This is a genomic window from Geobacillus thermopakistaniensis, assembly GCF_000498995.1.
Taxonomy (GTDB): Bacteria; Bacillota; Bacilli; order Bacillales; family Anoxybacillaceae; genus Geobacillus; species Geobacillus thermoleovorans.
Genome location: NZ_AYSF01000013.1, coordinates 49,608 through 76,057, shown reverse-complemented (window position 1 = coordinate 76,057; position 26,450 = coordinate 49,608). Strand labels below are relative to the sequence as shown.

Annotated in this window: 25 protein-coding genes, 1 rRNA gene and 1 riboswitch; of the genes, 21 read left to right on the top strand and 5 right to left on the bottom strand. The window is 55.0% G+C overall.

Features of this window, described 5'->3' with window-relative positions:
• Positions 1 to 87: ribosomal RNA gene (gene rrf / locus T260_RS1000000138225) — 5S ribosomal RNA — on the top strand; the annotation flags it as partial.
• Positions 88 to 341: 254 nt separating this feature from the next.
• On the opposite strand, the gene T260_RS136485 is transcribed toward rrf, so the two are convergent.
• Entirely contained in the window at positions 342 to 791 is a 450-nt protein-coding gene (locus T260_RS136485) for an Hsp20/alpha crystallin family protein (RefSeq protein ID WP_011229765.1), read from the bottom strand.
• A 148-nt stretch (positions 792 to 939) separates the two neighbouring features.
• A riboswitch (purine riboswitch) is annotated at positions 940 to 1,041 on the top strand.
• Positions 1,042 to 1,151: 110 nt separating this feature from the next.
• Here T260_RS136485 and purE point away from each other — a divergent pair.
• The 12 genes from purE to purD all read left to right on the top strand — a co-directional run bounded on the left by purE (position 1,152) and on the right by purD (position 14,012).
• Positions 1,152 to 1,640 (top strand): 5-(carboxyamino)imidazole ribonucleotide mutase, encoded by a 489-nt coding sequence (gene purE, locus T260_RS136490; RefSeq protein ID WP_011229766.1) that lies wholly within the window; start codon positions 1,152 to 1,154, stop codon positions 1,638 to 1,640.
• Entirely contained in the window at positions 1,633 to 2,781 is a 1,149-nt protein-coding gene (gene purK / locus T260_RS136495) for a 5-(carboxyamino)imidazole ribonucleotide synthase (protein WP_011229767.1), read from the top strand. Before purE ends, purK begins: the two co-directional genes overlap by 8 nt.
• Positions 2,778 to 4,073, top strand: coding sequence for an adenylosuccinate lyase (gene purB / locus T260_RS136500; RefSeq protein WP_011229768.1), 1,296 nt, complete (start codon positions 2,778 to 2,780; stop codon positions 4,071 to 4,073). Before purK ends, purB begins: the two co-directional genes overlap by 4 nt.
• A 60-nt stretch (positions 4,074 to 4,133) precedes the next feature.
• Entirely contained in the window at positions 4,134 to 4,877 is a 744-nt protein-coding gene (gene purC / locus T260_RS136505; RefSeq protein WP_014194762.1) for a phosphoribosylaminoimidazolesuccinocarboxamide synthase, read from the top strand.
• Entirely contained in the window at positions 4,865 to 5,119 is a 255-nt protein-coding gene (purS, locus tag T260_RS136510; RefSeq protein ID WP_014194763.1) for a phosphoribosylformylglycinamidine synthase subunit PurS, read from the top strand. The genes purC and purS overlap by 13 nt, the downstream gene beginning before the upstream one ends.
• Positions 5,116 to 5,802, top strand: a complete 687-nt coding sequence (gene purQ / locus T260_RS136515) for a phosphoribosylformylglycinamidine synthase subunit PurQ (protein WP_014194764.1) — start codon at positions 5,116 to 5,118, stop codon at positions 5,800 to 5,802. The genes purS and purQ overlap by 4 nt, the downstream gene beginning before the upstream one ends.
• The gene (gene purL / locus T260_RS136520) at positions 5,786 to 8,014 is read left to right on the top strand and encodes a phosphoribosylformylglycinamidine synthase subunit PurL (protein ID WP_021321603.1); all 2,229 of its coding nucleotides are present in this window, start codon (positions 5,786 to 5,788) and stop codon (positions 8,012 to 8,014) included. Before purQ ends, purL begins: the two co-directional genes overlap by 17 nt.
• On the top strand, positions 7,990 to 9,402 hold the full coding sequence (purF, locus tag T260_RS136525) for an amidophosphoribosyltransferase (protein ID WP_011229773.1): 1,413 nt from the start codon (positions 7,990 to 7,992) through the stop codon (positions 9,400 to 9,402). The genes purL and purF overlap by 25 nt, the downstream gene beginning before the upstream one ends.
• 123 nt (positions 9,403 to 9,525) lie before the next feature.
• Positions 9,526 to 10,566, top strand: a complete 1,041-nt coding sequence (gene purM, locus T260_RS136530; RefSeq protein ID WP_023633367.1) for a phosphoribosylformylglycinamidine cyclo-ligase — start codon at positions 9,526 to 9,528, stop codon at positions 10,564 to 10,566.
• The gene (gene purN, locus T260_RS136535) at positions 10,563 to 11,195 is read left to right on the top strand and encodes a phosphoribosylglycinamide formyltransferase (RefSeq protein ID WP_011229775.1); all 633 of its coding nucleotides are present in this window, start codon (positions 10,563 to 10,565) and stop codon (positions 11,193 to 11,195) included. The genes purM and purN overlap by 4 nt, the downstream gene beginning before the upstream one ends.
• The gene (purH, locus tag T260_RS136540; RefSeq protein ID WP_023633366.1) at positions 11,158 to 12,696 is read left to right on the top strand and encodes a bifunctional phosphoribosylaminoimidazolecarboxamide formyltransferase/IMP cyclohydrolase; all 1,539 of its coding nucleotides are present in this window, start codon (positions 11,158 to 11,160) and stop codon (positions 12,694 to 12,696) included. The genes purN and purH overlap by 38 nt, the downstream gene beginning before the upstream one ends.
• 23 nt (positions 12,697 to 12,719) lie before the next feature.
• Positions 12,720 to 14,012 (top strand): phosphoribosylamine--glycine ligase, encoded by a 1,293-nt coding sequence (purD, locus tag T260_RS136545; protein WP_023633365.1) that lies wholly within the window; start codon positions 12,720 to 12,722, stop codon positions 14,010 to 14,012.
• On the opposite strand, the gene T260_RS1000000140705 is transcribed toward purD, so the two are convergent.
• The 3 genes from T260_RS1000000140705 to T260_RS136550 form a co-directional block, all read right to left on the bottom strand.
• A complete protein-coding gene (locus T260_RS1000000140705) occupies positions 13,966 to 14,070 on the bottom strand; it encodes an EYxxD motif small membrane protein (RefSeq protein WP_325048220.1) in 105 nt (34 codons plus the stop codon). The genes purD and T260_RS1000000140705 overlap by 47 nt on opposite strands.
• A gap of 90 nt (positions 14,071 to 14,160) precedes the next feature.
• The gene (locus T260_RS1000000139890; RefSeq protein ID WP_023633364.1) at positions 14,161 to 14,325 is read right to left on the bottom strand and encodes a hypothetical protein; all 165 of its coding nucleotides are present in this window, start codon (positions 14,323 to 14,325) and stop codon (positions 14,161 to 14,163) included.
• Complete coding sequence (locus T260_RS136550; RefSeq protein WP_011229779.1) at positions 14,322 to 14,567, bottom strand: YgaP family membrane protein; 246 nt, start codon at positions 14,565 to 14,567, stop codon at positions 14,322 to 14,324. The genes T260_RS1000000139890 and T260_RS136550 overlap by 4 nt, the downstream gene beginning before the upstream one ends.
• Before the next feature lie 95 nt (positions 14,568 to 14,662).
• Here T260_RS136550 and T260_RS136555 point away from each other — a divergent pair, with 95 nt between their 5' ends.
• The 8 genes from T260_RS136555 (at position 14,663) to T260_RS136590 (ending at position 24,898) form a co-directional block, all read left to right on the top strand.
• Positions 14,663 to 16,408, top strand: coding sequence for an adenine deaminase C-terminal domain-containing protein (locus T260_RS136555; protein WP_023633363.1), 1,746 nt, complete (start codon positions 14,663 to 14,665; stop codon positions 16,406 to 16,408).
• Between the two features lie 27 nt (positions 16,409 to 16,435).
• Positions 16,436 to 17,458 (top strand): DUF3048 domain-containing protein, encoded by a 1,023-nt coding sequence (locus T260_RS136560; protein ID WP_031212138.1) that lies wholly within the window; start codon positions 16,436 to 16,438, stop codon positions 17,456 to 17,458.
• A gap of 92 nt (positions 17,459 to 17,550) precedes the next feature.
• Positions 17,551 to 17,886, top strand: coding sequence for a YerC/YecD family TrpR-related protein (locus T260_RS136565; RefSeq protein WP_011229782.1), 336 nt, complete (start codon positions 17,551 to 17,553; stop codon positions 17,884 to 17,886).
• A gap of 97 nt (positions 17,887 to 17,983) precedes the next feature.
• A complete protein-coding gene (gene pcrB / locus T260_RS136570) occupies positions 17,984 to 18,703 on the top strand; it encodes a heptaprenylglyceryl phosphate synthase (protein ID WP_011229783.1) in 720 nt (239 codons plus the stop codon).
• Positions 18,704 to 18,731: 28 nt separating this feature from the next.
• Complete coding sequence (gene pcrA / locus T260_RS136575; protein ID WP_011229784.1) at positions 18,732 to 20,906, top strand: DNA helicase PcrA; 2,175 nt, start codon at positions 18,732 to 18,734, stop codon at positions 20,904 to 20,906.
• A 20-nt stretch (positions 20,907 to 20,926) separates the two neighbouring features.
• The gene (gene ligA, locus T260_RS136580; protein WP_014194775.1) at positions 20,927 to 22,939 is read left to right on the top strand and encodes an NAD-dependent DNA ligase LigA; all 2,013 of its coding nucleotides are present in this window, start codon (positions 20,927 to 20,929) and stop codon (positions 22,937 to 22,939) included.
• Complete coding sequence (locus tag T260_RS136585) at positions 22,936 to 24,159, top strand: CamS family sex pheromone protein (protein WP_023633361.1); 1,224 nt, start codon at positions 22,936 to 22,938, stop codon at positions 24,157 to 24,159. The genes ligA and T260_RS136585 overlap by 4 nt, the downstream gene beginning before the upstream one ends.
• Before the next feature lie 175 nt (positions 24,160 to 24,334).
• Positions 24,335 to 24,898 carry an LOG family protein gene (locus tag T260_RS136590; protein WP_023633360.1) on the top strand — a complete coding sequence of 188 codons (564 nt, stop codon included), beginning with the start codon at positions 24,335 to 24,337 and terminating at the stop codon, positions 24,896 to 24,898.
• A gap of 22 nt (positions 24,899 to 24,920) precedes the next feature.
• Here T260_RS136590 and T260_RS136595 read toward each other — a convergent pair whose 3' ends face one another.
• Complete coding sequence (locus T260_RS136595) at positions 24,921 to 26,363, bottom strand: flavin monoamine oxidase family protein (protein ID WP_020279425.1); 1,443 nt, start codon at positions 26,361 to 26,363, stop codon at positions 24,921 to 24,923.
• Positions 26,364 to 26,450: the final 87 nt, after the last annotated feature.

The window sequence follows — 26,450 nt, the reverse complement described above, 5'->3', positions numbered from 1 at the left end:
GTTCCCATCCCGAACACGGAAGTTAAGCCCTCCAGCGCCGATGGTAGTTGGGGCCAGCGCCCCTGCAAGAGTAGGTCGCTGCTAGGCAGGCAAAAAAATGAGGGAGCTGAATGGTTCTCTCATTATTTTTGCCTAATGGGAAATGAGTCATTTTGAATGACGCCATTTTCAATCCTCTCCCCCAAAATGTAAAGCGTGATCATCGTTTCCTAGACCCCCTTTTTCATAAAAGCGATAGGAAACGGAAACTCGCGTAAGGGTGTCCTGTACGGCATGGACACCCTCTTTTTTTACTTTTTTTGGAAAGGCAGGTATCTTCTTTTTTTGCACTCGTGGGGAGATTATTCGCTTTTTTTGATGACAATTTTCTTTTTCGGCTCGTCAGGGATAAGTCGATGCAGGTGGATGAACAACAGGCCGTTATGGTATGTTGCTTCGATGCGGTCCTCTTTGACGGCGAACGGCAGTGGGATTGTTTTTTGGAATTGGCCTTGGAAAAGGCCTTCTTCTACTAGCTCAAACCCTTTGAAGTTTAGATTAATGGTTGCCTTCACTTCCAACGTTTTGTATGATACATACACTTCTGCATCTTCGATTTTTTCGAGCCCCGGGAGGCTGATGACAACGAGCAGCTCGTTGTCTTTTTTATAAATGTTCATGCCGGATGATGGTTTGTTTGAGTTTGATGACGGCAGCAACGGCTGGATGCTTCCCCAAAAATCATTTTGGAAAAATTGCTGCCAATGTTTTGTCCAATCGGAAAACGGCATAAATGGATTTTCGTTGGTCATAACGTCTCCCTCCTCCGCTCCTTCATCATATGCCGTCTTCTTCGTTTGGTGATTCAAAAAACACGAACATTTGCTTTGGTGAAATACTAAATGTTCGATTTTTTCCTTGACACGCCGAAAAAAAACCTGCTACTATAAAGGTAACTTCATAGTGTATGAGAAGATCCCTCATATAATTTTGGGAATATGGCCCAAAAGTTTCTACCCAATCACCGTAAATGATTGGACTATGAGGGAAAGGATCGGTTTTGGCTTTTTTTCGATCAGCAACTGTCAAAGCCCAGAACGATGCTTTCCCTCGTTTATGAACGGGAACGCATGTTCTGGGTTTTGTTGTGCTAGCAAAAGGAGTGAAACGGTATGAGCCCGCTCGTTGGGGTGATCATGGGAAGCCATTCGGATTGGGAAACGATGAAACATGCTTGCGCCATTTTGGCGGAATTGGGTGTTCCGTTTGAGAAAAAAGTCGTATCGGCGCACCGGACGCCGGATGAGATGTTTCGGTATGCGGAGACAGCCGAGGAGCGCGGCATCCGCGTGATCATTGCCGGCGCTGGCGGAGCGGCTCACTTGCCGGGGATGATCGCGGCGAAAACGACGCTGCCGGTGATTGGGGTGCCCGTGCAGTCAAAAGCATTGAATGGACTTGATTCGTTATTGTCGATTGTGCAAATGCCAGGCGGGGTGCCGGTGGCGACGGTGGCGATCGGCAAGGCGGGGGCGACCAACGCCGGACTGCTCGCCGCATCGATTCTTGGACTGCTTGAGCCACGCTATATGGAGGCGCTCAAAGCGCGGCGGGAAGCGATTCGCAAACAAATCGTAGAAAGCAGTGATCAATTTGACTAAGCAACGGATCGTTCCTGGGCAGACGATCGGCATCATCGGCGGGGGGCAGCTCGGGCGGATGATGGCTTTGGCGGCGCGCGAGATGGGTTTTCGCATCGCCGTGCTCGACCCAACGCCTGACTCCCCGTGCGGGCAAGTGGCCGATGTGGAGATTACGGCGCCTTATCATGATTTGGACGCCATCGCTGAACTGGCCCGCGTGAGCGATGTCATTACGTACGAATTTGAAAATATCGATGCGCGAGCGCTTGAGTGGCTGGAGGCAAACGCCTATGTCCCGCAAGGAAGCCGACTGCTTGCGGTGACGCAAGACCGGGCGCTGGAGAAAGCGGCGATCGTTGATGCCAGCTTGCCGGTGGCGCCCTATGTCGAAGTGAATGGAGCGGAGGAACTTGAACAGGCCGTTCAGACGATCGGTTTCCCGTGCGTCTTGAAAACGCGGCGCGGCGGCTACGACGGCAAAGGACAATATGTGCTGCGCGGCGAAGGCGATCTAGCCAAAGCGGCTGATTTGCTTGGGCTTGGCCCATGCATTTTGGAAGGCTGGGTGCCGTTTGTGAAGGAAATGTCGGTCATTGTCGCCCGCAACCTCGATGGTGAGACGGCTGTTTTTCCAGTGGCGGAAAATATTCATATCGAGAACATTTTGCATCAAACGATCGTTCCGGCTCGAATTCCGGAAAGCGTGCAAGAGCGGGCCATTCGCTACGCGGAAGTGTTGGCCGCATCGTTTTCGCTCGTTGGGACGCTGGCGGTGGAAATGTTTTTGACTGCGGACGGGGATATTTATATTAATGAGCTGGCCCCTAGACCGCACAACTCCGGACATTATACAATCAATGCATGCGCGACGTCGCAGTTTGCCCAGCACATCCGCGCCGTCTGCAACTGGCCGCTCGGATCGACCGAATTGTTGAAGCCGGCGGTGATGGTCAATATTTTAGGCGAGCACGTCGAGCCGGTCATTCGGCATATCGGTGCGTTCGACGGGGGGACCTACGTCCATCTGTACGGCAAACACGAAGCGAAGCCGAAGCGGAAAATGGGGCATGTGACGGTGCTGGCAGACGATGTCGAGGCGGCGTTGGCGAGAATCGAATCGTGGCAAATTTGGCATGATCGGAGGCTGGAACGAGGATGATTGAACGTTACACAAGACCGGAAATGGGAGCGATTTGGACCGAGGAAAACCGCTTTAAGGCATGGCTTGAGGTGGAACTGCTCGCGTGCGAGGCGTGGGCCGAGCTTGGCGTCATCCCAAAAGAAGATGTCCGCCGCCTGCGTGAAAACGCGTCGTTTGACGTCAACCGCATTAAGGAAATCGAAGAAGAAACGCGCCACGATGTCGTCGCCTTCACCCGCGCCGTTTCTGAGACGCTTGGGGAAGAACGAAAATGGGTGCATTATGGTCTCACGTCGACCGATGTCGTCGATACGGCGCTCGGCTACTTGTTAAAGCAGGCGAACGCGATTTTGCGGCGTGATTTGGAAAACTTCATTCAAGTGCTGAAAGAGAAAGCGCGCGAACATAAATACACGGTCATGATGGGGCGCACGCACGGCGTTCATGCCGAACCGACGACGTTCGGGCTGAAGCTGGCGCTTTGGTATGCCGAGATGGTGCGAAATTTGGAGCGGTTTGAACAAGCTGCCAAGATGGTGGAAGTAGGGAAAATTTCCGGCGCAGTCGGCACGTACGCCAACGTGGATCCGTTTGTGGAGCAGTATGTGTGTGAAAAACTCGGCTTGACGCCGGCGCCGATTTCGACGCAGACGCTGCAGCGCGACCGCCACGCTTACTATATGGCGACATTGGCCTTAATTGCGACATCGATTGAAAAATTTGCCGTCGAGATTCGCGGCTTGCAAAAAAGCGAAGTCCGCGAAGTCGAAGAGTTTTTTGCCAAAGGACAAAAAGGCTCATCAGCGATGCCGCATAAGCGCAATCCGATCGGTTCGGAAAACATGACCGGCATGGCGCGCGTCATTCGCGGCTATATGGTGACAGCGTACGAAAACGTGCCGCTTTGGCATGAACGCGACATTTCCCATTCGTCGGCCGAGCGCATCATTTTGCCGGATGCGACGATTGCGTTGAATTATATGTTGAACCGATTCGCGAATATCGTGAAACATTTGCTTGTGTACCCGGAAAACATGAAAAAAAATATGGAGCGCACGTTCGGGCTCATTTATTCACAGCGAGTCTTGCTTGCTTTGATCGACAAGGGGATGACGCGCGAGGAGGCGTACGATTTGGTGCAGCCGAAAGCGATGGAAGCGTGGGAGAGACAAGTGCCGTTCCGCTCGCTTCTTGAAGCGGATGAGCGGATCATGAGCCGGCTGACGAAAGAGGAGCTCGATGATTGTTTTGATTATCGCTATCACTTGAAACATGTCGATACGATTTTTGCACGCTTAGGGTTGGAGTGAGCGGCTGCCGGCTGGTCGAAGCCGGCCGGCTATACAAAAGATTTTCAATCTTCTGGACAAATGGAGGCGTTGATCGTGCCGACGAAACAACAGCTGTTATATGAAGGGAAAGCGAAAAAAATTTACGCGACTGACGAGCCAGATGTGCTTTGGGTCGAGTACAAAGACAGCGCAACGGCGTTTAACGGCGAAAAAAAGGCGACGATCGCCGGCAAAGGGCGGCTCAATAACGAGATTTCCAGCTTGTTGTTTTTGAAGCTGCGCGAAGCAGGCATTGCCAATCATTTTATTGAAAAGCTGTCGCCAACGGAACAATTGGTCCGGCGCGTGACGATCATCCCGCTTGAAGTCGTTGTCCGCAATGTGGTAGCGGGAAGTTTAGCCAAGCGGATCGGTCTAGAGGAAGGGACGCCGCTTGAGGCGCCGCTTGTTGAGTTTTATTACAAAAACGACGACCTTGGCGACCCATTGCTCTTGGAAGATCATATCTTCATTTTAAAACTCGCCAGCCGCGAGGAAGTCGCCGCGCTGAAGCAGGCCGCGCTTGCGGTGAATGACGTGCTGCGCCTCCATTTTGCCGAGCGGAACGTGCGGTTGATTGATTTTAAGCTTGAGTTCGGCCGTACAGCAGACGGAGCCATCCTCTTGGCGGATGAGATTTCACCGGACACGTGCCGGTTATGGGACGCAAAGACGAACGAAAAGCTCGACAAAGACGTGTTCCGCCGCGACTTGGGCAGTTTGACGGACGCATACGAAGTCATTTTACAACGGTTAGGGGGAGAATCGGCATGTACAAAGTAAAAGTGTATGTCACGTTGCGAGAGAGTGTGTTGGATCCGCAAGGGACCGCTGTAAAAGGGGCGCTGCACAGCTTATCGTATACGGAAGTGAAAGATGTACGAATCGGGAAGTTTATGGAGCTCGTGATTGAAGAGAGCGACCGCGACATCAACGAGCTCGTTCGCGAGATGTGTGAAAAACTGCTTGCCAACCCGGTGATTGAAGACTACCGCTATGAAATCGAGGAGGCCGTCGCCCGATGAAGTTTGCCGTCGTTGTGTTTCCGGGATCGAATTGCGATGTCGATATGTATCATGCGATCGCCGATGAACTTGGCGAAGAGGTCGAATACGTTTGGCATGACGAGGACGATCTAGACCGTTTTGACGCCATTTTGCTTCCAGGCGGGTTTTCGTACGGCGATTACTTGCGTTCCGGAGCCATTGCCCGTTTCTCCAAGGTGATGGCTGCCGTAAAAAAAGCCGCCGAAGCGGGAAAACCGGTGCTTGGGGTGTGCAACGGGTTTCAAATTTTGCTCGAAGCCGGCTTGCTTCCTGGGGCGATGCGCCGCAATCAAGGGTTGAAATTCATCTGCCGGCCGGTCCAGCTGACGGTGGAAAATCATGAAACGATGTTTACGTCTGCCTACGAAAAAGGCGAAGTCATTACAATTCCAATCGCCCATGGTGAAGGGAATTATTATTGCGATGAACAGACGCTCGAGCGCCTTGTCGAGAACCGGCAAATCGTGTTCCGTTACCATGGAGAAAATCCGAACGGCAGCTTGGCGGATATTGCCGGCATCGTCAATGAACAGGGCAATGTGCTCGGCATGATGCCGCATCCGGAGCGGGCGGTCGACGCCTTGCTCGGCAGCGCGGACGGATTGAAACTATTCCGATCGATCGTCAACTATTGGAGGGAGACGCATGTCGTTACTGCTTGAGCCGAGCGCGGCGATGATCAAAGAACAAAAGTTGTACCGTGAGATGGGGTTAACAGATGAAGAGTTTGCGCGCATTGAAGCGATTTTGGGGAGACTGCCGAACTACACGGAAACCGGCATTTTTGCCGTCATGTGGTCGGAGCATTGCAGCTACAAAAACTCGAAGCCGGTGCTGAAAAAATTCCCGACTGATGGTCCGCACGTGCTGCAAGGGCCGGGTGAGGGTGCGGGCATTGTCGATATTGGCGACGGGCTGGCGGTGGCGTTTAAAATCGAAAGCCATAATCACCCGTCAGCGATCGAGCCGTACCAAGGAGCGGCGACCGGGGTCGGCGGCATCATCCGCGACGTCTTTTCAATGGGAGCGCGGCCGATTGCGCTGCTGAACTCGCTTCGATTTGGCGAATTGACGTCGCCGCGCGTCAAATATTTGTTCGAGCAGGTCGTCGCCGGCATTGCCGGGTACGGCAACTGCGTCGGCATCCCGACCGTCGGCGGCGAGGTGCAGTTCGACCCGGCGTATGAAGGCAACCCATTGGTCAACGCCATGTGCGTCGGGATCATCCGCCATGAGGACATTCAGCGCGGCGTGGCGACCGGGGTCGGCAACACGGTCATGTACGTCGGGGCGAAAACGGGCCGCGACGGCATCCACGGGGCGACGTTTGCTTCGGAAGAGTTGAGCGAACAGTCGGAAGCAAAGCGTCCCGCCGTGCAAGTCGGCGACCCGTTTATGGAAAAACTGCTGCTTGAGGCGTGTCTTGAAGCAGTCAAGTCCGATGCGTTAGTCGGCATTCAAGATATGGGGGCGGCAGGACTCACGAGTTCATCCGCCGAGATGGCAAGCAAAGGCGGATTTGGCATTGAAATGAATTTGGATCTCGTCCCGCAGCGTGAGGCAGGCATGACGCCGTACGAAATGATGCTGTCCGAATCGCAGGAACGGATGCTGCTTGTTGTCAAGCAAGGTTGTGAAGACGAAATCGCCGCGATTTTTGCCAAATACGGCCTCGAGGCCAAAGCAATCGGCAAAGTGACCGATGACAAAATGCTCCGCCTCTTGTTCCGAGGCGAGGTGGCGGCGGAAATTCCGGTGGACGCCTTGGCGAAAGACGCGCCGGTGTATCATAAACCGTCTGCCGAGCCGGCTTATTACCGCGAGTTTCAAGCGATGCCGCCGTATACTCCGCACATCGAAGACTACAATCAAACATTGCTCGGGCTGCTCGCCCAGCCGACGATTGCGAGCAAAGAATGGGTGTACGACCAGTACGACTATATGGTGCGGACGAATACGGTCGTCGCCCCGGGATCGGACGCGGCGGTCGTGCGCATCCGCGGCACGAACAAGGCGCTCGCGCTGACGACGGATTGCAACTCGCGCTACTTGTATTTGGATCCGGAAACGGGCGGGAAAATCGCGGTCGCCGAGGCGGCGCGCAATGTCATCTGCTCCGGAGCAAAGCCGCTCGCCATTACGGACTGCCTCAACTTTGGCAGCCCGGAAAAGCCGGAGATTTTCTGGCAGCTCGAAAAAGCGGTCGACGGGATGAGCGAAGCGTGCCGGGCGCTCGGGACGCCGGTGGTGAGCGGCAACGTCTCGCTGTACAATGAAACGAACGGCGAGGCCGTGTACCCAACCCCGGTCGTTGGCATGGTCGGTCTCATTGACGATCTTTCCCATATTACGACTCAGTCGTTTAAACAAGCGGGCGACCTCATTTACGTGATCGGCGAGGCGAAGCCGGAGTTTGGCGGCAGCGAGTTGCAAAAATGGCTGGAAGGCCGCATTTTTGGAAAAGCACCGGAGATTGACTTAGAGGTGGAAGCAAGCCGCCAGCGCCAGCTGCTTGCGGCGATCCGCGCGGGGGTGGTGGCGTCAGCGCATGATATTGCCGAAGGAGGATTAGCCGTTGCGCTTGCTGAGTGTGTCATGGGTGCCTCGGGGCTTGGCGCCAAGGTGACGATCGGCGGTGACCTCGTCAGTGAACTGTTCAGCGAAACGCAATCACGCTTTGTTGTCTCGGTGAAAAAAGAGCAAAAAGAGGCGTTTGAGCAACTGGTTGAAGCGAAACAAATCGGCGAAGTGACAGACGACGGCGCATTCGTGGTGAACGGGGAGCACGGTGAGACGCTCATTCACCTTTCCGTTGCCAAGATGCGAAACGTCTGGAAAGGGGCTATTCCATGCTTGCTGAAATCAAAGGATTGAACGAGGAGTGCGGCATTTTCGGCATTTGGGGGCATGAAGACGCCGCCCGGCTCACATACTACGGGCTTCACAGCCTGCAGCACCGTGGGCAGGAAGGGGCCGGCATCGTTGTCGCGCATAACGGGAGCTTATCCAGTCATAAAGGGCTGGGGCTGGTGACCGATGTGTTTCAAAGCGGTACGCTCGATGCGCTCAAAGGGGCGGCGGCCATCGGTCATGTCCGCTATTCGACGGCGGGCGGGGGCGGCTATGAAAACGTTCAGCCGCTCTTGTTCCGCTCGCAAACCGGCGCGATGGCGCTCGCCCATAACGGCAACTTGACAAACGCCATCGAGTTGAAGCTCGCGCTTGAAGGGCAAGGAAGCATTTTTCAGACGACATCGGATACGGAAGTGTTCGCCCATCTCATCCGCCGCAGCCAAGCGCCGACGTTTGTCGAGCAAATGAAAGAGGCGCTCAGTCAGATCGAAGGGGCGTTTGCGTTTTTGCTGCTGACGGAAAAGGCGCTCTATGCGGCGCTTGATCCGCACGGGTTTCGGCCGCTGTCGCTCGGCCGGCTCGGCTCGGCGTATGTCGTGGCGTCGGAAACGTGCGCGTTTGACGTCATCGGCGCCACATACGAGCGGGAAGTGGCGCCTGGGGAATTGCTCATCATCAGCCGCGAAGGGGTGCGTTCAGAACGGTTCGCTCCTAGGCAGCCGCGGTCGATTTGCAGCATGGAGTACATTTATTTCGCTCGTCCGGACAGCCATGTCGACGGCATCAATGTCCATAAGGCCCGAAAAAACTTAGGAAAGCGGCTGGCCTTGGAAGCGCCGGCAGAGGCCGACATCGTCACCGGCGTGCCGGACTCAAGCATCTCTGTTGCCATCGGCTACGCTGAGGCGAGCGGCATTCCATACGAATTGGGGTTGATTAAAAACCGATATGTCGGGCGGACGTTCATCCAGCCGTCGCAGGCGTTGCGCGAGCAAGGAGTGAAAATGAAGCTGTCGCCGGTGCGCGGGGTTGTGGCCGGCAAACGGGTTGTGATGGTGGATGATTCGATCGTGCGCGGGACGACGAGCCGGCGCATCGTCGCGATGCTCCGTGAAGCCGGGGCGGTTGAAGTGCACGTGCGCATCAGCGCGCCGCCGATCACCCATCCTTGCTTTTACGGCATTGATACGTCGTCAAAGGAAGAATTGATCGCGGCGAATCGCACTGTTGAAGAGATTCGGCGCTTGATTGGCGCTGATTCCCTCGCCTTTATCAGCCAGGAAGGGATGCTTGAGGCCATCGGGCGTCCGGACGTCTCGCCGCAGCGCGGGCAATGTTTGGCGTGTTTCACTGGCCAATATCCGACCCGCCTCGGTCAAGCGGCGCGGCCATGTCTGACGATGAAATGATGGAGGAAGTATAACCGGTGCAGCTGACGAATGTGGTGGCGCGTTTCCGCGAGAGAAACGCTGCGCAACAAGAGCGTCGCCTGGCGTCCTGAGCGTGATGGGCGGCGAAAAGGAGGAGTTGACGTGGCAAAGGCATACAAACAAGCAGGGGTCGACATCGAGGCTGGTTATCAGGCCGTCGCCCTCATGAAAGAGCACGTGCAAAAAACGATGCGTCCCGAAGTGCTGGGCGGGATCGGCGGGTTTGGCGGCTTGTTTGATCTATCCGCGCTTGGTTACCGCCAGCCGGTGCTCATCTCCGGCACGGACGGTGTCGGAACGAAGTTGAAACTAGCGTTTTTGCTTGACCGGCATGATACGATCGGCATCGACTGTGTCGCTATGTGTGTCAACGATATTATTGTCCAAGGGGCGGAGCCGCTCTTTTTCCTCGACTATATCGCTTGCGGCAAGGCGGTGCCGGAGAAAATCGCCGCCATCGTCAAAGGGGTGGCCGACGGCTGCGTCGAAGCCGGCTGCGCCTTGATCGGCGGGGAGACCGCGGAAATGCCAGGAATGTATGATGAAGATGAGTATGATTTGGCTGGGTTTGCGGTCGGCGTTGCGGAAAAAGAGCGACTCATAACCGGAGAGACGATCCAAGCGGGCGATGCGCTTGTCGGCCTGCCATCAAGCGGCCTTCACAGCAACGGCTATTCGCTTGTGCGCCGCATCGTGTTTGAACAAGCGAAATTGTCGCTTGATGAGATTTACGAGCCGCTTGATGTTCCACTCGGCGAGGAGTTATTGAAGCCGACGCGCATTTATGCGAAACTGTTGCGCTCTGTGCGCGAGCGGTTTACGATCAAAGGGATGGCGCATATTACCGGCGGCGGGTTGATCGAAAACATTCCGCGCATGCTGCCGCCGGGAATCGGCGCGCGCATTCAGCTCGGTTCATGGCCGATTTTGCCGATTTTTGACTTTTTGCGTGAAAAGGGCAGCCTTGAGGAAGAAGAAATGTTTTCCGTCTTTAATATGGGCATCGGCCTTGTGCTCGCTGTCAGTCCGGAAACGGCGGCTCCTCTTGTTGAGTGGCTTTCGAAACGAGGCGAACCGGCGTACATCATCGGCGAAGTGGCCGAAGGAGCGGGCGTGTCGTTTGCTGGAGGGGGCCGGGCATGAAGCGGCTGGCGGTGTTCGCTTCAGGAAGCGGCACGAACTTTCAAGCGATCGTGGACGCGGCCAAACGCGGCGATTTGCCGGCTCGTGTGGCGCTTTTGGTCTGCGACCGCCCTGGTGCGAAAGTCATTGAACGAGCGGCGCGCGAAAACGTGCCGGCGTTTGTGTTTTCCCCAAAAGACTACCCGTCCAAAGCGGCGTTTGAGAGCGAGATTTTGCGTGAGCTAAAGGGGCGCCAAATCGACTGGATTGCGTTGGCCGGCTATATGCGCTTGATCGGGCCGACGCTGCTTTCGGCTTATGAGGGGAAGATCGTCAACATCCATCCGTCGCTGTTGCCCGCGTTTCCGGGCAAAGATGCGATCGGCCAAGCGTATCGGGCTGGTGTATCGGAAACGGGCGTTACCGTTCATTACGTCGATGAGGGAATGGATACCGGGCCGGTCATCGCCCAGCGCGTTGTTCCGATCGTGCCGGGCGAGCCGATCGAGGCGCTTGAGGAGCGCATCCATCAAGTCGAACACGAGCTGTACCCGACGGTGTTGCGCATGCTGCTAGGGGAAAAGGAACAACAGGAAGAAAGGATCGAGAACGATGGCAGTGAAACGAGCATTGATCAGCGTGTCCAATAAGGAAGGCGTCATTCCGTTTGCGAAGCAGCTGGCTGAACTTGGCATTGATATCATTTCGACCGGTGGGACGAAACGAGCGCTTGAAGACGCCGGCGTTCCCGTCATTTCGATTTCCGATGTCACCGGCTTTCCGGAAATTTTGGACGGGCGCGTCAAAACATTGCATCCGGCCATTCACGGCGGCATTTTGGCGGTGCGCAGCGATGAGCGCCACCAAGCAGCGCTCGCAGAGCATGGCATTCGCCCGATCGATTTGGTCGTCGTCAACTTGTATCCGTTCCAACAAACGATCGCCAAACCGGATGTGACGCTCGCGGAGGCGATTGAAAACATCGATATCGGCGGCCCGACGATGGTGCGTGCGGCGGCGAAAAACTATGCTGATGTCGCGATTGTCGTCGATCCAGCCGATTATCCGATGGTGATTGAAGAACTGAAAACGACCGGTTCGATCCAAGCAAAAACGCGGCAACAACTGGCGGCGAAAGCGTTCCGCCATACGGCGGCGTATGACGCGATGATTGCGGAGTATTTGACAAACCTCACCGGAGAGAACTATCCGGAAACGCTCACGGTCACGTATACGAAAAAACAATCATTGCGCTATGGCGAGAATCCGCATCAATCGGCAGCGTTTTATGCCAAGCCGCTCGGTGCGGCGTTCTCGATTGCCAACGCGGCACAGCTGCATGGCAAAGAGTTGTCGTACAACAACATTAACGACGCCAATGCGGCGATCAACCTCATTCGCGAATTTCAAGAGCCGGCTGTGGCCGCCATCAAACATATGAACCCGTGCGGCGTCGGCGTCGGCGCGACGCTTCTTGAGGCGTTTACGAAAGCGTACGAAGCGGACCCGGTGTCGATTTTCGGCGGCATTATTGCGGTCAACCGTGAAGTGGACAAAGAAACAGCCGAACGGATGCACGACATCTTTTTGGAAATCGTCATCGCTCCGTCATTCAGCGACGAGGCGTTTGCCATTTTGACGAAAAAGAAAAACATCCGTCTGTTGGCGCTTGATTTTACCGCGCCGGACGTCAAGGAAAAAATGCTCGTTTCCGTCAATGGCGGCTTGCTCGTCCAAGAGGCCGATACGTTCACGCTCGAAGACGCTGAATGGAACGTCGTTACGAAGCGCGAGCCGACCGAGGCTGAGCGCGAACAGCTTCGGTTTGCTTGGAAGGTTGTCAAACATGTGAAATCGAATGCGATTGTACTGGCCAAAAACGGGATGACAGTCGGCGTTGGCGCCGGGCAAATGAACCGGGTCGGCGCGGCCAAAATTGCGATCGAACAAGCCGGGGAACAGGCGGTTGGCGCCGTGTTGGCCTCCGATGCGTTCTTCCCGATGGACGATACGGTCGAGGCGGCGGCGAAAGCCGGCATTACCGCTATCATTCAGCCGGGCGGCTCGATTCGCGACGCGGATTCGATCCGCAAAGCGGATGAATACGGCATAGCCATGGTCTTCACCGGCGTGCGCCACTTTAAACATTAAGCGTGGCAAAGGAGAGGGAGACGATGAATGTACTGGTCATCGGACGAGGCGGGCGCGAGCACGCCATCGCCTGGAAAGCGGCGCAAAGCCCGCTTGTTGGCAGGCTGTATGTAGCGCCGGGAAACCCGGGCATCGCGGACGTGGCGGAACTGGTCCATATTGATGAGCTCGATATTGAGGCATTGGTGCAGTTTGCGAAACAACAGGCGATCGATTTGACGATCGTCGGGCCGGAAGCGCCGCTTGCTTCCGGCATTGTTGACCGTTTTATGGCCGAGGGGCTTCGCATTTTCGGCCCAAGCCAGAGGGCGGCGCTCATCGAAGGAAGCAAGGCGTTTGCCAAAGAGCTGATGAAGAAATACGGCATCCCAACGGCGGACCATGCGGCCTTTACGTCGTACGAAGAGGCGAAAGCTTATATTGAACAAAAAGGCGCGCCGATCGTCATTAAAGTGGACGGATTGGCCGCCGGAAAAGGCGTCACCGTCGCCCAAACGGTGGAAGAAGCGCTTGCCGCGGCGAAGGCAGCGCTTGTCGACGGACAATTCGGCACAGCCGGCAGTCAAGTTGTCATTGAGGAGTATTTAGAAGGGGAAGAATTTTCGTTTATGGCGTTCGTTAACGGCGAGAAGGTGTATCCGCTCGCCATCGCCCAAGACCATAAGCGGGCGTATGACGGAGACGAAGGACCGAACACCGGCGGCATGGGAGCCTACTCGCCGGTGCCGCAAATTTCGGATGAGATGATGGATGCCGCGCTAGAGGCCATTTTGCGGCCGGCGGCGAAAGCGTTGGCGGCGGAAGGACGGCCGTTTCTTGGCGTGCTGTACGCTGGATTGATGGCCACGGCAAATGGGCCGAAAGTGATCGAATTCAACGCCCGCTTCGGCGATCCGGAAGCGCAAGTCGTGCTGCCGCGTCTGAAGACCGATTTGGTGGAAGCGGTACTAGCGGTGATGGATGGAAAAGAGTTGGAGCTTGAATGGACGGACGAGGCGGTGCTTGGCGTCGTGCTGGCAGCTAAAGGTTACCCCGGGGCTTACGAGCGCGGGGCCGAAATCCGCGGGTTGGACCGAATTTCCCCTGATGCGTTGTTGTTCCATGCTGGCACCAAACGAGAAGGCGGCGCATGGTACACCAATGGCGGACGCGTTCTCCTGTTAGCGGCCAAAGGGGAGACGCTCGCAAAAGCGAAGGAAAAAGCGTACGAGCAGTTGGCGGCGATCGACTGCGACGGCTTATTTTACCGGCGCGACATCGGCCGGCGCGCTATCGAACGCGCCTCCGCCGCATATACACGTATGAAAGGGCGATAATGCCGCCGATTAACGCGGCCAATACGAACGACATATCGGTCATATACTCGAGCAGCATGGTGGTTCACTCCTTTGTAGTCGAAGGTGTCCCAAGTATGGGACACCTTTTTTGATGATGTTTGGCTAGTCCACAATGCCAAGCCGCAGATCATTTTGCTTTCTTCTCTTTCGTTGACAGTTGGCACTCTTCATCGGCCGTTTCGATACATAGCAGCACGTATCGCTCACGATGCGAAAAATGTTGCCGAATGACGGTGGAATGGAAGACATCGGCAAAAGCGGTGCGCAACGTCGGACGGATGTCCTCCCTCATGTCGGATTGACGACCGCTTCCTTTTCCTCTTCAAACAGCTGCCGGCGCTGCATATTGTCAAACAGGGCGGTCATCGGACAAAAACGGGTGATCCCTTCTCCGACTTTCATCGCCCCAAGCAAAGCGGCCCACAAATAGGATGTGCACCATGGCCGCCGGGCGAGGCGGGCGGTGGCCCAGGCGATGACAGTCAGGCCAACCGTGATGCGAATGAATGCGTTCACAATGCCGATATTCGCCATCGGTCTGTCCCCTCCTTATATTTTTATTGTGAAAGTCGCTTTTGTGCGTTAAAATGGTTGTATGGAACGATTAGGAAACAAGGGACGGGGTGTCAATGGGCGAACAACGTTACCGATGGAAAGGCAGCGAACTGCGTGCACAAGCAGCGGTGATTGATGGCAAACAATCGCCGACGAAAGTATTGGTGAACGCCACATATTTGCATTCGTATTTTCGTGAATGGGTAAAAGGAAACATATGGATCCATGGCGACCGCATCGTGTATGCCGGAGAGCGTCTTCCCGATCGTGTCGACGAGGCGTGTGAGATCGTCGACTGCCGTGGGTACGTGCTCGTTCCCGGCTACATTGAGCCGCATGTTCATCCATTTCAATTATATAATCCCCATTCGTTTGCTCGTTATGCAGCGGCGCACGGAACAACAACGCTCATCAACGATAACTTGTTTTTGCTTTTGCAGCTCGATGATGAAGACGCGCTTTTATTTTTACAAGAAATGAATGCGCTTCCAACGTCGATGTATTGGTGGTGCCGGTTTGATGGGCAAACGGAGCTCGAGCGCGAAGAGGAACAAGTGTCCAATGCTCGGATCAAGCGCTGGCTTGACCAAGAGGCGGTGCTTCAAGGCGGTGAGTTGACCTCATGGCCAAAAGTGGCGAGCGGCGATGACATCATCTTGTATTGGATGCAAGAAGCGCATCGGCGGCGCCGCAAAATTGAAGGGCATTTTCCGGGGGCGTCGGAAAAGACGCTTGTCAAAATGGCGCTCTTTGGCGCAGATGGCGATCATGAGGCAATGACGGGAAAGGAAGTGCGCATGCGCCTTTGGCACGGCTATACCGTCGCGCTTCGGCATTCCTCGATTCGCCCGGATTTGCCGGTGCTGCTTGAAGAGATGAAAGCGCTTGGCATCCGGCATTATGATAAATGCTTGTTGACGACGGATGGCTCGCCGCCGGCGTTTTATGAGAATGGGGTGATCGATTGGCTGATCCGCATCGCGATCGAGCATGGCGTGCCGGTGATCGATGCCTATGCGATGGCGACGATCAACGCTGCCCGCCACTACGGCATCGAGCATCTTCACGGCAGCATTGCCACCGGCCGCATCGCTCATATCAACTTTTTGCGCTCGGCTCACGATCCGACGCCGGCGCAAGTGCTCGCCAAAGGCGAATGGGTGAAGCGCGATGGAGAAGCGCCGCCTCTCTGGCCGGCGCCGGAATGGTCTCGGTTTGGCATTCGGCCGCTTTCGTTGTCATGGGAGCTTGAATGGGATGATTTGCAATTTTCGATGCCGATGGGGCTGCGCATGGAAAACGCCGTCATTTTAAAACCGTATTCCGTGTCGATCGATACGTCGCGCGACCGTTTAGGGCATGACCATGATGAGTGTTTTCTGGCCTTGTTTGACCGAAACGGCCGCTGGCGCGTCAATACGATGTTAAAAGGTTTTTCATCGGTGCTTGGCGGGCTGGCGAGTTCTTACTCGAACACCGGGGATTTGATTTTGATCGGCAAGCATAAGGAAGATATGATGCTCGCCTTCCGGCGGATGAAGGAGATCGGCGGCGGCATTGTGCTCGCTGAGGACGGAGAGATTTTGTTTGAGCTCTCGCTTCCTTTAGGCGGCATGATGTCCTCCTTGGAGGTGGATGAATTGATCAACGAAGAAAAAACGTTCGTCCGTTTGTTGCGCGAGCGTGGATATCCGTTCGAAGACCCGGTGTATTCGTTGCTCTTTTTGCAATCGACCCACCTGCCGTATGTGCGCGTCACCCAACGCGGCATTTATGATGTGATGCACAAAACGGTACTCTTTCCTTCGATAATGCGGTAAAATAAAAAAGAAAAGGTTGTGTGTCCATTGAAACATTGGCTGTTCGTCATCAGCTGCGCGGCATTGTTGTTGTTAGGGGGCTGCACGACCAAAAGCGAGCCGAAGCAGGCTGAACCAGCCAAACCGGCTCCTCGGCAGGAGCAGCCGTCCAAGCCTCCGGCGGAGGAAAAACAAACGTTCCCGCTGACGGGGCTGCCGGCGAAAGGGAACATCCATCAACGGGTCGTCGGCGTGATGATCAACAATCACCCGAAGGCGCGGCCGCAATCGGGGCTTCGTGCGGCGGACATCGTGTATGAGGTGCTTGCCGAGGGCGATATCACCCGTTTGTTGGCGTTGTACCAAAGCGAATTGCCGGAGCGGGTCGGACCGGTGCGAAGCGCGCGTGATTACTATATTGACTTGAGTGAAGGCTACCATGCACTGTATGTATGTCACGGCTGGAGTCCGGAGGCGAAAGCGCGTCTTGAGGGAGGCGGAATCGACTATTTGAACGGATTGTTTTACGACGGCACATTGTTTCAGCGCGTCCCGTTCCGCAAGGCGCCGCACAACTCATACATTTCATTCGCCAACATCGAAAAAGGAGCGAAACAAAACGGGTATGCTTGGACGGACCACGTTGCCCCGCTATCGTTTCGCACCGATGAGCCGAGCGGCCAAAAGGTCGAGACGGTTCACATCGCCTATTCGCATCGCGCCTATGCCCAGGTTGAATACCAATATGTTCCTGAACAAAAGGGGTATTACCGGTACAGCGGCGGCGAGCAAACGATCGATTATGATACGCATAAGCCGGTTGTCGTGCAAAACGTCATGATTATCGCTGCCCGGCATCGAGTCATCGATAGCCACGGACGGCGCGACATCGACCTCGCCTCCGGTGGCAAGGGGTACTTGCTGCAGGGCGGCGTCATGCAGCCGATCGAATGGAAAAACGTCGACGGCCGGCTGCTGCCGTACCATAACGGGGCTCCGATCGGATTCGTGCCGGGAAAAACGTGGATCAATATCGTGCCGGAACTGGCGATCGTCCAGTGGAAATCATAACCGCCTTGTCTGTTGCAAGGCAAAGGGGCGGTGGATTCGCAGATTGGTTGGCTACAACATTTTTCCCGCCAAAACGCAAGGAGGAAGCAGCTATGCAAATTGACAAACTGCGCGGCAGAGAGTTGGATCAACTGTTTAAAGCGATTTTATCGCTGCGCGATTTAGAAGAGTGTTACCGTTTTTTTGATGATTTATGCACCGTGAATGAAATCCAGGCGCTCGCCCAGCGGCTCGAGGTCGCCCGCATGCTGCGCGAAGGATATACGTATCACAAAATCGAAACGGAAACCGGAGCGAGCACGGCGACGATTTCGCGCGTCAAGCGCTGCCTCAACTACGGCAATGATGCTTACGCCATGGCGCTCGATCGCATTAAAGAGGAGCAACAGCAAGAAGAGAAAGAAGCCAACGAAGCGGTCACAGACTGACGCGGCAAGGAGATTCCTTCCATTTGCAAAGGAACTCCTTTTCTTTTTGCGGATTTGTTATAATGGAACAATGGAGACGGAGTGGAGGGTTGCCGCTATGGAGGAGATTCGCGCTTGGCGCCATGTGTTTAAACTCGACCCGAATAAACCGATTGATGACGAGCGCCTTGAGCGCCTTTGCGAGTCGGGAACGGATGCCGTCATCGTCGGCGGAACCGACGGGGTGACCATCGACAACGTGCTTGATTTATTGGCTCGCATCCGCCGTTTTTCGGTGCCATGCGCGCTCGAAGTCACCGACGTCGAAGCGCTGACGCCGGGATTTGACGTATATTTGGTTCCGATCGTGTTAAACAGCCGGCAGGCGGAGTGGATCATCGGCCGTCATCACGAGGCGGTGAAACAATACGGTGATATGATGAACTGGGATGAGATTGCCGCAGAGGGCTATTGCATTTTAAATCCGGAATGCAAGGCCGCCAAGCTGACGAGAGCCGATACGGAGCTTGACGTCGACGATATTGTGGCCTATGCCCGTTTGGCTGAGCATTTGTACAAGCTGCCGATTTTTTACCTTGAGTATAGCGGAGTTTATGGAGATCCGTCTGTCGTGGAAAAAGTGAAACAAGCGCTTGATCAGACGCAGCTGTTTTACGGCGGCGGCATCACAACTCCTGAGCAGGCGGAGCATATGGCGCGCTATGCCGATACGGTGGTCGTCGGCAACGCGATTTACGACGCGTTCGAACAGGCGTTGGCGACGGTGGCGGCGGTGAAGCAGATGGCTGGTCAACGCAACGGCGATGACGGAAAATAGAACATATGTTTTGTTGGTGGTGGACATGATGAATTTTTTATCGGAAAAGCTGCTTGCGCATTTAAACAAAGAGCAGCAAGAAGCCGTTAAAACGACAGAAGGCCCATTGCTCATCATGGCGGGAGCGGGCAGCGGAAAAACGCGCGTGCTGACGCACCGGATCGCCTATTTGATGGCGGAAAAACAGGTGGCGCCGTGGAATATTTTAGCCATTACGTTTACGAACAAAGCGGCGCGTGAAATGAAGGAGCGGGTGCAGGCGCTCTTAGGCGGGGCGGCGGAAGACGTGTGGATTTCGACGTTCCATTCGATGTGCGTCCGCATGTTGCGCCGCGACATTGACCGCATCGGCATCAATCGCAATTTTTCCATCCTTGACCCGACGGATCAGCTTTCGGTCATCAAAGCGATTTTGAAAGACAAAAATATCGATCCGAAAAAATTTGAGCCGCGGACGATTTTAGCGACGATCAGCGGGGCGAAAAACGATTTGCTCACGCCCGAGCAATTCGCAAAGCGGGCATCGACGTACTACGAAAAGATCGTCGGCGACGTGTATCAAGAGTATCAACAGCGCCTTCTCCGCAATCATTCACTCGATTTCGACGATTTGATCATGACGACGATCCACTTGTTTGACCGCGTGCCGGATGTGCTTCAATATTACCAGTATAAGTTCCAGTACATCCATATCGATGAGTACCAGGATACGAACCGCGCTCAATATACGCTGGTGAAAAAGCTCGCAGACCGGTTTCAAAATATTTGCGCCGTCGGCGATGCCGACCAGTCGATTTACCGGTGGCGCGGGGCGGACATTCGCAATATTTTATCGTTTGAGCGCGACTACCCGAACGCGAAAGTCATTTTGCTTGAACAAAACTACCGCTCGACGAAACGCATTTTGCAGGCGGCAAATGAAGTCATTGCGCATAACGTCAATCGAAAACCAAAGCGGTTGTGGACGGAAAACCCGGAAGGGAAGCCAATCGTCTATTATGAAGCGATGAACGAAGTGGACGAAGCGCAATTTGTCGCCCGCCGCATTCAAGAGGCGGTTGAGAGCGGGGAGCGCCGCTACCGCGATTTTGCCGTGCTTTATCGGACGAACGCCCAGTCGCGCGTCATCGAGGAAATGTTTTTAAAAGCGAACATTCCGTACCAAATCGTCGGCGGCTTAAAGTTCTATGACCGGAAAGAAATTAAAGACATTCTCGCTTACTTGCGCGTCATCGCCAACCCCGATGACGATTTGAGCTTGCTTCGCATCATCAACGTGCCAAAGCGTGGCATCGGCGCCTCTACGATCGACAAACTTGTCCGCTATGCGGCCGAGCATGAGCTGTCCTTGTTTGAAGCGCTCGGCGAGCTGGAGATGATCGGCTTCAGCGCGAAGACGGCCGGGGCGCTCGCCGCGTTTCGCGGACAGCTTGAGCAATGGACGCAGTTGCAAGAATACGTTCCGGTGACGGAACTTGTGGAGGAAGTGCTCGACCAATCGGGCTACCGCGAGATGCTCAAGGCGGAACGGACGATTGAAGCGCAAAGCCGGCTTGAGAACTTGGACGAGTTTTTGTCGGTGACGAAGCATTTCGAAAATGTAAGCGACGATAAATCGCTCGTCGCCTTTTTAACCGACTTGGCGCTCATTTCTGATTTGGACGAGCTGAATGGGACAGATCAGGCGGCCGAGGGCGATGCCGTCGTCTTCATGACGCTGCACGCCGCCAAAGGGCTTGAGTTTCCGGTCGTGTTTTTGATTGGCATGGAAGAAGGCATTTTTCCGCATCTTCGTTCACTGGAGAATGAGGATGAAATGGAAGAAGAGCGGCGGCTGGCGTATGTCGGCATCACTCGGGCCGAGGAAGAGCTCGTATTGACGAACGCGCAAATGCGGACGCTGTTTGGCAACATCCAAATGAACCGGCCGTCGCGCTTTTTAGATGAGATTCCCGCGCATTTGCTGGAGACGGTCTCGCGTGGGAAACCGTCTGTTTCCCGTTCAGCGTCCGCTCGCTTGCAGGCAGGCGGCGCCATCAGGGTGTGGAAAGTCGGAGACCGGGCGAACCATCGGAAATGGGGAATCGGTACGGTTGTCAGTGTCCGTGGCGAAGGTGACGACCAAGAACTCGATATCGCCTTCCCGAGCCCGATCGGCATTAAACGTCTGCTCGCTAAATTTGCGCCGATTGAGAAAGTATAGAAAGGAGAACGGGTGAACGTATGGACCGCCAACAAGCCGAACGGCGCGCGGCCGAGCTGCGCGAACTGCTGCACCGCTATGGCTACGAATATTATGTGCTCGACCGGCCGTCCGTCCCGGACGCCGAGTATGACCGGCTCATGCAAGAGTTGATGGCCATCGAGGAACAGTATCCGGAATTGAAAACGAGCGACTCGCCGACCCAGCGCATCGGCGGCCCTCCGCTTGAGGCGTTTCGCAAAGTGACGCATGTTGTTCCCATGATGAGTCTCGCGAACGCGTTTGACGAAGGGGATTTGCGCGATTTTGACCGCCGCGTCCGCCAAGAGGTCGGCGAAGCAGCGTACGTGTGCGAGTTGAAAATCGATGGTCTCGCTGTCTCCGTCCGCTATGAAGATGGTTATTTCGTCCAAGGGGCGACGCGCGGCGACGGAACGACCGGCGAGGACATTACGGAAAATTTGAGAACGATCCGTTCACTGCCGCTTCGGCTGAAGGAGCCGGTGTCGCTGGAGGCGCGCGGCGAGGCGTTCATGCCGAAAGCGTCGTTTTTGCGCTTGAATGAGGAGCGAAAAGCCCGAGGCGAGGAGCTGTTTGCCAACCCGCGCAACGCTGCGGCTGGCTCGCTCCGCCAGCTCGATCCGAAAGTGGCGGCGTCGCGCCAGCTCGATTTGTTCGTTTATGGTTTGGCCAATGCTGAAGAGCTTGGCATTGAGTCGCACAGCGAGGCGCTCGACTACTTACAGGCGCTTGGGTTTAAAGTGAATCCCGAGCGGCGGCGCTGCGCCAACATCGATGAGGTGATCGCCTTCGTCAACGAGTGGCACGAAAAACGGCCGCAGCTGCCGTACGAGATCGACGGCATCGTCATTAAAGTCGACTCGTTCGCCCAACAGCGGGAGCTTGGTGCGACGGCAAAAAGCCCGCGCTGGGCGATCGCCTACAAATTCCCAGCCGAGGAAGTGGTGACGACGCTCATCGGCATTGAGGTGAACGTCGGCCGCACGGGCGTCGTCACTCCGACAGCGATCTTAGAGCCGGTCCGCGTCGCCGGCACGACCGTGCAGCGCGCCACTCTTCATAATGAAGATTTTATACGGGAAAAAGACATTCGCATCGGCGATGCGGTCATCATTAAAAAAGCGGGCGACATCATCCCGGAAGTGGTCGGCGTCGTCGTCGACCGGCGCGACGGGGATGAAACGCCGTTTGTGATGCCGACGCATTGTCCGGAATGCGAAAGCGAGCTCGTCCGCCTAGATGGAGAAGTGGCGCTCCGTTGCTTAAACCCGAAATGCCCGGCCCAGCTGCGCGAACGGCTCATCCATTTTGCCTCAAGAGCAGCGATGAACATTGAAGGGTTGGGCGAAAAAGTCGTCACCCAACTGTTTAACGCTGGCCTCGTCCACGATGTCGCCGATTTGTACCGGCTGACGAAAGAACAGCTCATCGGTTTGGAACGGATGGGCGAAAAGTCAGCAACCAACTTGCTTGCAGCGATTGAGGCATCGAAGCAAAACTCGCTCGAGCGGTTGCTGTTCGGTCTTGGCATCCGCTACGTCGGAGCGAAAGCCGCCCAACTTTTGGCTGAGCATTTTGAAACGATGGAGCGGCTGGAAAAAGCGACGAAAGAGGAATTGATGGCCGTGCCGGAAATTGGCGAGAAAATGGCGGACTCGATCATCGCCTTCTTTTCCCAGCCAGAAGCGGCCGAGCTGCTCCATGAGCTGCGGCTTTACGGCGTCAACATGGCATACAAAGGGCTGAAGCGGGCGGCTGAAGCGCCTGCTGACTCCGCCTTCGCCGGCAAAACGGTCGTCTTGACCGGCAAACTCGCGTCGATGTCGCGCAATGAGGCAAAAGAAGAGATTGAACGGCTCGGCGGGCGCGTCACCGGCAGCGTCAGCCGCAGCACCGACATCGTCATCGCCGGTGAGGACGCCGGATCGAAGCTGGAGAAAGCCCAGCAGCTTGGCATTGAGATTTGGGACGAATCACGATTTTTGCAAGAGATCAGCAGGGGGAAACGATGAAACGAATCTCACCACTTCGCAGTTTGGTTGCCTGCCGTTGGACGAATCGGGCCCGAAAGCGGTTGGCCGCTGTCGGCCTCGCTTCGATTTGTTTGTTGTCTGCGTGTGCGCCGAAGTTTGACAAAGGTGAGGAAGTCGTGCAAGACAAAGGCAGCAAACAGCAAGAAGCCGTCATCCCGAAATACAACATTGCCGACTCGTATTACCGCGTCATCCTTCCGTTCAAACCGTCCGGGGCCCGTGGGGAGGTCGTCAATGATTTAAATACGCGCCTTGATGTCGACGAATTTGAGACGGGGCTCATGCGCTTGGCCACTGAGCAGTTTCCGTCGGATGAGTACTTGTTCCAAGAGGGGCAATATTTAGACAGCGAGACGGTTGGAAAATGGCTCGCTCGCAAGAAGACGACTCGCCAGCTGAAGGAAGAGAAAATGAAGCCGGAAGACAACATCGGCTTAAACCCACCGATCAGCGACACGGGAACAAACGAACAAAAAAACAAACAAAGCCCGATTTATTTGGCGAGCATTTTGGAACATGATTATTTGGTGAAGATCGACAACGACAAAGTGAAGCTCGGCGGCATCGCTATCGGCCTGGCGTTAAACTCCGTCCACTATTATTCGACCGAGCAAGGCTATCCGCGGGAGGTCAAAATCAAAGACGATGTCATCGAACGGGAAGGAAAGCGGATCGCCGCCGAGGTGCTGAAGCGGCTGCGGAGCATGAAAGGGCTTGGGAACGTGCCGATTACGATCGCCCTGTACAAACAAGCGCCCCGTTCATCTGTTGTTCCAGGCCACTTTTTCGCCGTCGCCCATGTCGATGAAGGAAGCAGCACCATCGATGATTGGGAGGCGGTGAACGAGGAATATTATTTATTCCCGTCTGATGAGGCGGAAGAAAACCACCGCGACGATTGGCTGAAATTCAATAATTTTAAATCAGACGTTGAGGACTTTTTCCCGAACTACACCGGCATCGTCGGCAGAGGGCTGTATGTCAACGACCAGCTTCAGAAGTTAACGATCAACATTACGATGCCGTTTTACGGCAAAGCGGAAGTGATCGGCTTTACCCAATACGTGACCGGCTTGGTGATGGAAAAATTCCCGGACTACATCACCGTCAACGTCTACATCGCCTCGGCCGGCCAGCCGGAAAGCCTCATCGTGCGCCAGGCGAAAGCAGACGAGCCGTTTGTGCATATTTATCAATGACAACGTGCCACATCCCCTCTGGACGAGCCAGAGGGGATGTGTTTTTTGCGATGTTGCGGTTCGAAAAGGCTGGTGTAAACGGATTCGGTGGCAGCCTGTCGGTGTGATTTGCCGGATGGGGGACAGACTGATAAAATAATGAAGACCTAGATGCGAGTAAAGGTGTGTCACGATCATGAAAGCCATCTGTGTGTTTTGCGGATCAAGTTATGGACAAAGCGTAAAATACAAGGAAGCGGCGAAAGAGCTCGGAACGTTTTTAGCCCGAAGCGGCATGACGCTCATTTATGGCGGCGGAAAACGCGGCTTGATGGGGGAAGTCGCGGAGGCGGCGCTTCGGCATCAAGGGCGCGTGGTTGGGGTCATTCCACAATTTTTGAAGGACCGGGAAGTGGCGCATAATCGATTGAGCGAACTGTTGGTCGTCGATACGATGCATACGCGCAAAGCGAAAATGTATGAGTCGGCCGACGGGTTTATCGCCCTGCCAGGAGGGTACGGGACGTATGAAGAGCTGTTTGAAGTGCTCTCATGGTCGCGCGTCGGCCTCCACCAAAAACCGATCGGCCTGCTCAACGTGGACGGGTTTTTCGACCCCCTTCTTCATTTGCTTCGGCATACAGTCGAAAACGGATTTGCCGCGCCGGAAGATCTCGATCTGATTGTCAGTGCTGAGGATGTTTCGACGCTGTATGAGCGGATGAAGACGTTCCGCCATCATCGCTGTTCTGGAACATGAAGGAACGGGTTGCCGCTTCCTGCTAAGCTGGCAAATTGTTCACTTCATAAGCGGCTCGGATGCCGGATTCAATGGCGCCTTGAATCCATCCGTGGTGGGTGGAAGCGTGTTCCCCGGCAAAATGCACCCTTCCTTCGGGAGCGGCGATATACGGCGACAGCTCCGTCACTTGATTCGGCTTCATCATCGTGAAGGCGCCGCCTGAGTACGGATAGCGAACCCAGCTATGGCTTGTTCCGGTTTCAAATTCACGGTACACTTGTTCGCCATGGAGGACAGCTAAGTTTTTGAGCGTGTATTCAAGCCGCTCTTCATCGCTTAAGCTGTCCCACGGGATCGTGTCGTCTTCCCACGTATAGCTGGCCAATACGACGCCAGGCCCTGCCGTGCCGATGCCTTGGCTCGGATATTGAGTGTATCGAATCGGCAAGTCCGAGACCGTTTTGCCGCCGAACATCCCTTCTTTTTCCCAAAATCGTGTTTTAAATTGGATGCCGGTTTTCGTCGAGCCGACGTAATGCAGTTCGCGGATCGCTTTCCATTTGTTTTCGGAAAACGAATGGCGCGGCTCCATTTCGATAAACTGCAAAATCGAAAACGGGATGGTGACGATCACGCGATCTGCGGTGATTTGAAACGGCTGGAGAATTTTTGTATGGGTGGCGTGGATGGTGACGCCGTTTTCGTGCTGGACGATTTTTTGCACTTTATGGCTAAAGAAAATCTCGTCCTTCAGCTGCGGCAAAAAAGCTTTGGGAAGCCGATCGTTGCCGCCGACAATTTCATAAAAGCGAATATTCGGCGTAAACAGCACCATCAGTTCGCGCAGCATCTCCAGAAACGAAAGTTCAGGGAATCCTTCTAACGAGAGAACGGCTTTGATCATATCGATGGCTCCCACGGACAACGGTAGACCGAATGGGTTGTAGCGCAAATAGGCGTCCAGCGAGTAGCGGTCGAGCTGTTCAATGACAATCGGCCAATGTTTTTCCGGATTTTGTTCGATGAATTGAATGACCGGACGAATCGCCATCTGCAATAATTGGGAAGCGGTTTTGCCTCGTTCATGCGGGGCGACCGGAAAGCCAAAGAGGTCGGGATGCCGCTCATATTCACCAAGGCGCGCTTTCACGCCGCGAAAATACAGAATGTCGCGCGGAGTGCTGTTGATAAACGGGTGAAGCGGCAAGTTGAATTTTTTGATGTATTCCAATGTCAATTGATGGGTGTGCGGGATGCGCATGGCGCCAGCTTCAAGATACTGGTCGTCGCGAAAGTTGGAGCGGAGCGTGTAGATTCGGCCGCCGACCCGCTCGGACGCTTCAAGAATCGTGATGCGATGGCCGGCTTGCTTCAGCAATGACGCTGCGACAAGTCCGGCCATTCCGGCGCCGATAATGACGATGTTTTGAGGGGTGGATGTTTTCGTCAACCCATTTCGGATGATCGCAATCATCGTTTCCATTGGGAGTTTCGGAAACACATAAGGATGTGCCACGTTTGAATCCCCCTTTGCCGTTTTCACCGCGCGAGGATGAAGGTGCGGTTATTC

Excerpts from the sequence above, each read along its gene's own strand:
- T260_RS136485 (WP_011229765.1), bottom strand. The coding sequence starts at position 791 with ATGACCAACGAAAATCCATTTATGCCGTTTTCCGATTGGACAAAACAT.
- purE (WP_011229766.1), top strand. The coding sequence starts at position 1,152 with ATGAGCCCGCTCGTTGGGGTGATCATGGGAAGCCATTCGGATTGGGAA.
- purB (WP_011229768.1), top strand. The coding sequence starts at position 2,778 with ATGATTGAACGTTACACAAGACCGGAAATGGGAGCGATTTGGACCGAG.
- purC (WP_014194762.1), top strand. The coding sequence starts at position 4,134 with ATGGAGGCGTTGATCGTGCCGACGAAACAACAGCTGTTATATGAAGGG.
- purS (WP_014194763.1), top strand. The coding sequence starts at position 4,865 with ATGTACAAAGTAAAAGTGTATGTCACGTTGCGAGAGAGTGTGTTGGAT.
- purQ (WP_014194764.1), top strand. The coding sequence starts at position 5,116 with ATGAAGTTTGCCGTCGTTGTGTTTCCGGGATCGAATTGCGATGTCGAT.
- purL (WP_021321603.1), top strand. The coding sequence starts at position 5,786 with ATGTCGTTACTGCTTGAGCCGAGCGCGGCGATGATCAAAGAACAAAAG.
- purF (WP_011229773.1), top strand. The coding sequence starts at position 7,990 with ATGCTTGCTGAAATCAAAGGATTGAACGAGGAGTGCGGCATTTTCGGC.
- purN (WP_011229775.1), top strand. The coding sequence starts at position 10,563 with ATGAAGCGGCTGGCGGTGTTCGCTTCAGGAAGCGGCACGAACTTTCAA.
- purH (WP_023633366.1), top strand. The coding sequence starts at position 11,158 with ATGGCAGTGAAACGAGCATTGATCAGCGTGTCCAATAAGGAAGGCGTC.
- purD (WP_023633365.1), top strand. The coding sequence starts at position 12,720 with ATGAATGTACTGGTCATCGGACGAGGCGGGCGCGAGCACGCCATCGCC.
- T260_RS1000000140705 (WP_325048220.1), bottom strand. The coding sequence starts at position 14,070 with ATGCTGCTCGAGTATATGACCGATATGTCGTTCGTATTGGCCGCGTTA.
- T260_RS1000000139890 (WP_023633364.1), bottom strand. The coding sequence starts at position 14,325 with ATGAGGGAGGACATCCGTCCGACGTTGCGCACCGCTTTTGCCGATGTC.
- T260_RS136550 (WP_011229779.1), bottom strand. The coding sequence starts at position 14,567 with ATGGCGAATATCGGCATTGTGAACGCATTCATTCGCATCACGGTTGGC.
- T260_RS136555 (WP_023633363.1), top strand. The coding sequence starts at position 14,663 with ATGGGCGAACAACGTTACCGATGGAAAGGCAGCGAACTGCGTGCACAA.
- T260_RS136565 (WP_011229782.1), top strand. The coding sequence starts at position 17,551 with ATGCAAATTGACAAACTGCGCGGCAGAGAGTTGGATCAACTGTTTAAA.
- pcrB (WP_011229783.1), top strand. The coding sequence starts at position 17,984 with ATGGAGGAGATTCGCGCTTGGCGCCATGTGTTTAAACTCGACCCGAAT.
- pcrA (WP_011229784.1), top strand. The coding sequence starts at position 18,732 with ATGAATTTTTTATCGGAAAAGCTGCTTGCGCATTTAAACAAAGAGCAG.
- ligA (WP_014194775.1), top strand. The coding sequence starts at position 20,927 with ATGGACCGCCAACAAGCCGAACGGCGCGCGGCCGAGCTGCGCGAACTG.
- T260_RS136585 (WP_023633361.1), top strand. The coding sequence starts at position 22,936 with ATGAAACGAATCTCACCACTTCGCAGTTTGGTTGCCTGCCGTTGGACG.
- T260_RS136590 (WP_023633360.1), top strand. The coding sequence starts at position 24,335 with ATGAAAGCCATCTGTGTGTTTTGCGGATCAAGTTATGGACAAAGCGTA.
- T260_RS136595 (WP_020279425.1), bottom strand. The coding sequence starts at position 26,363 with ATGGAAACGATGATTGCGATCATCCGAAATGGGTTGACGAAAACATCC.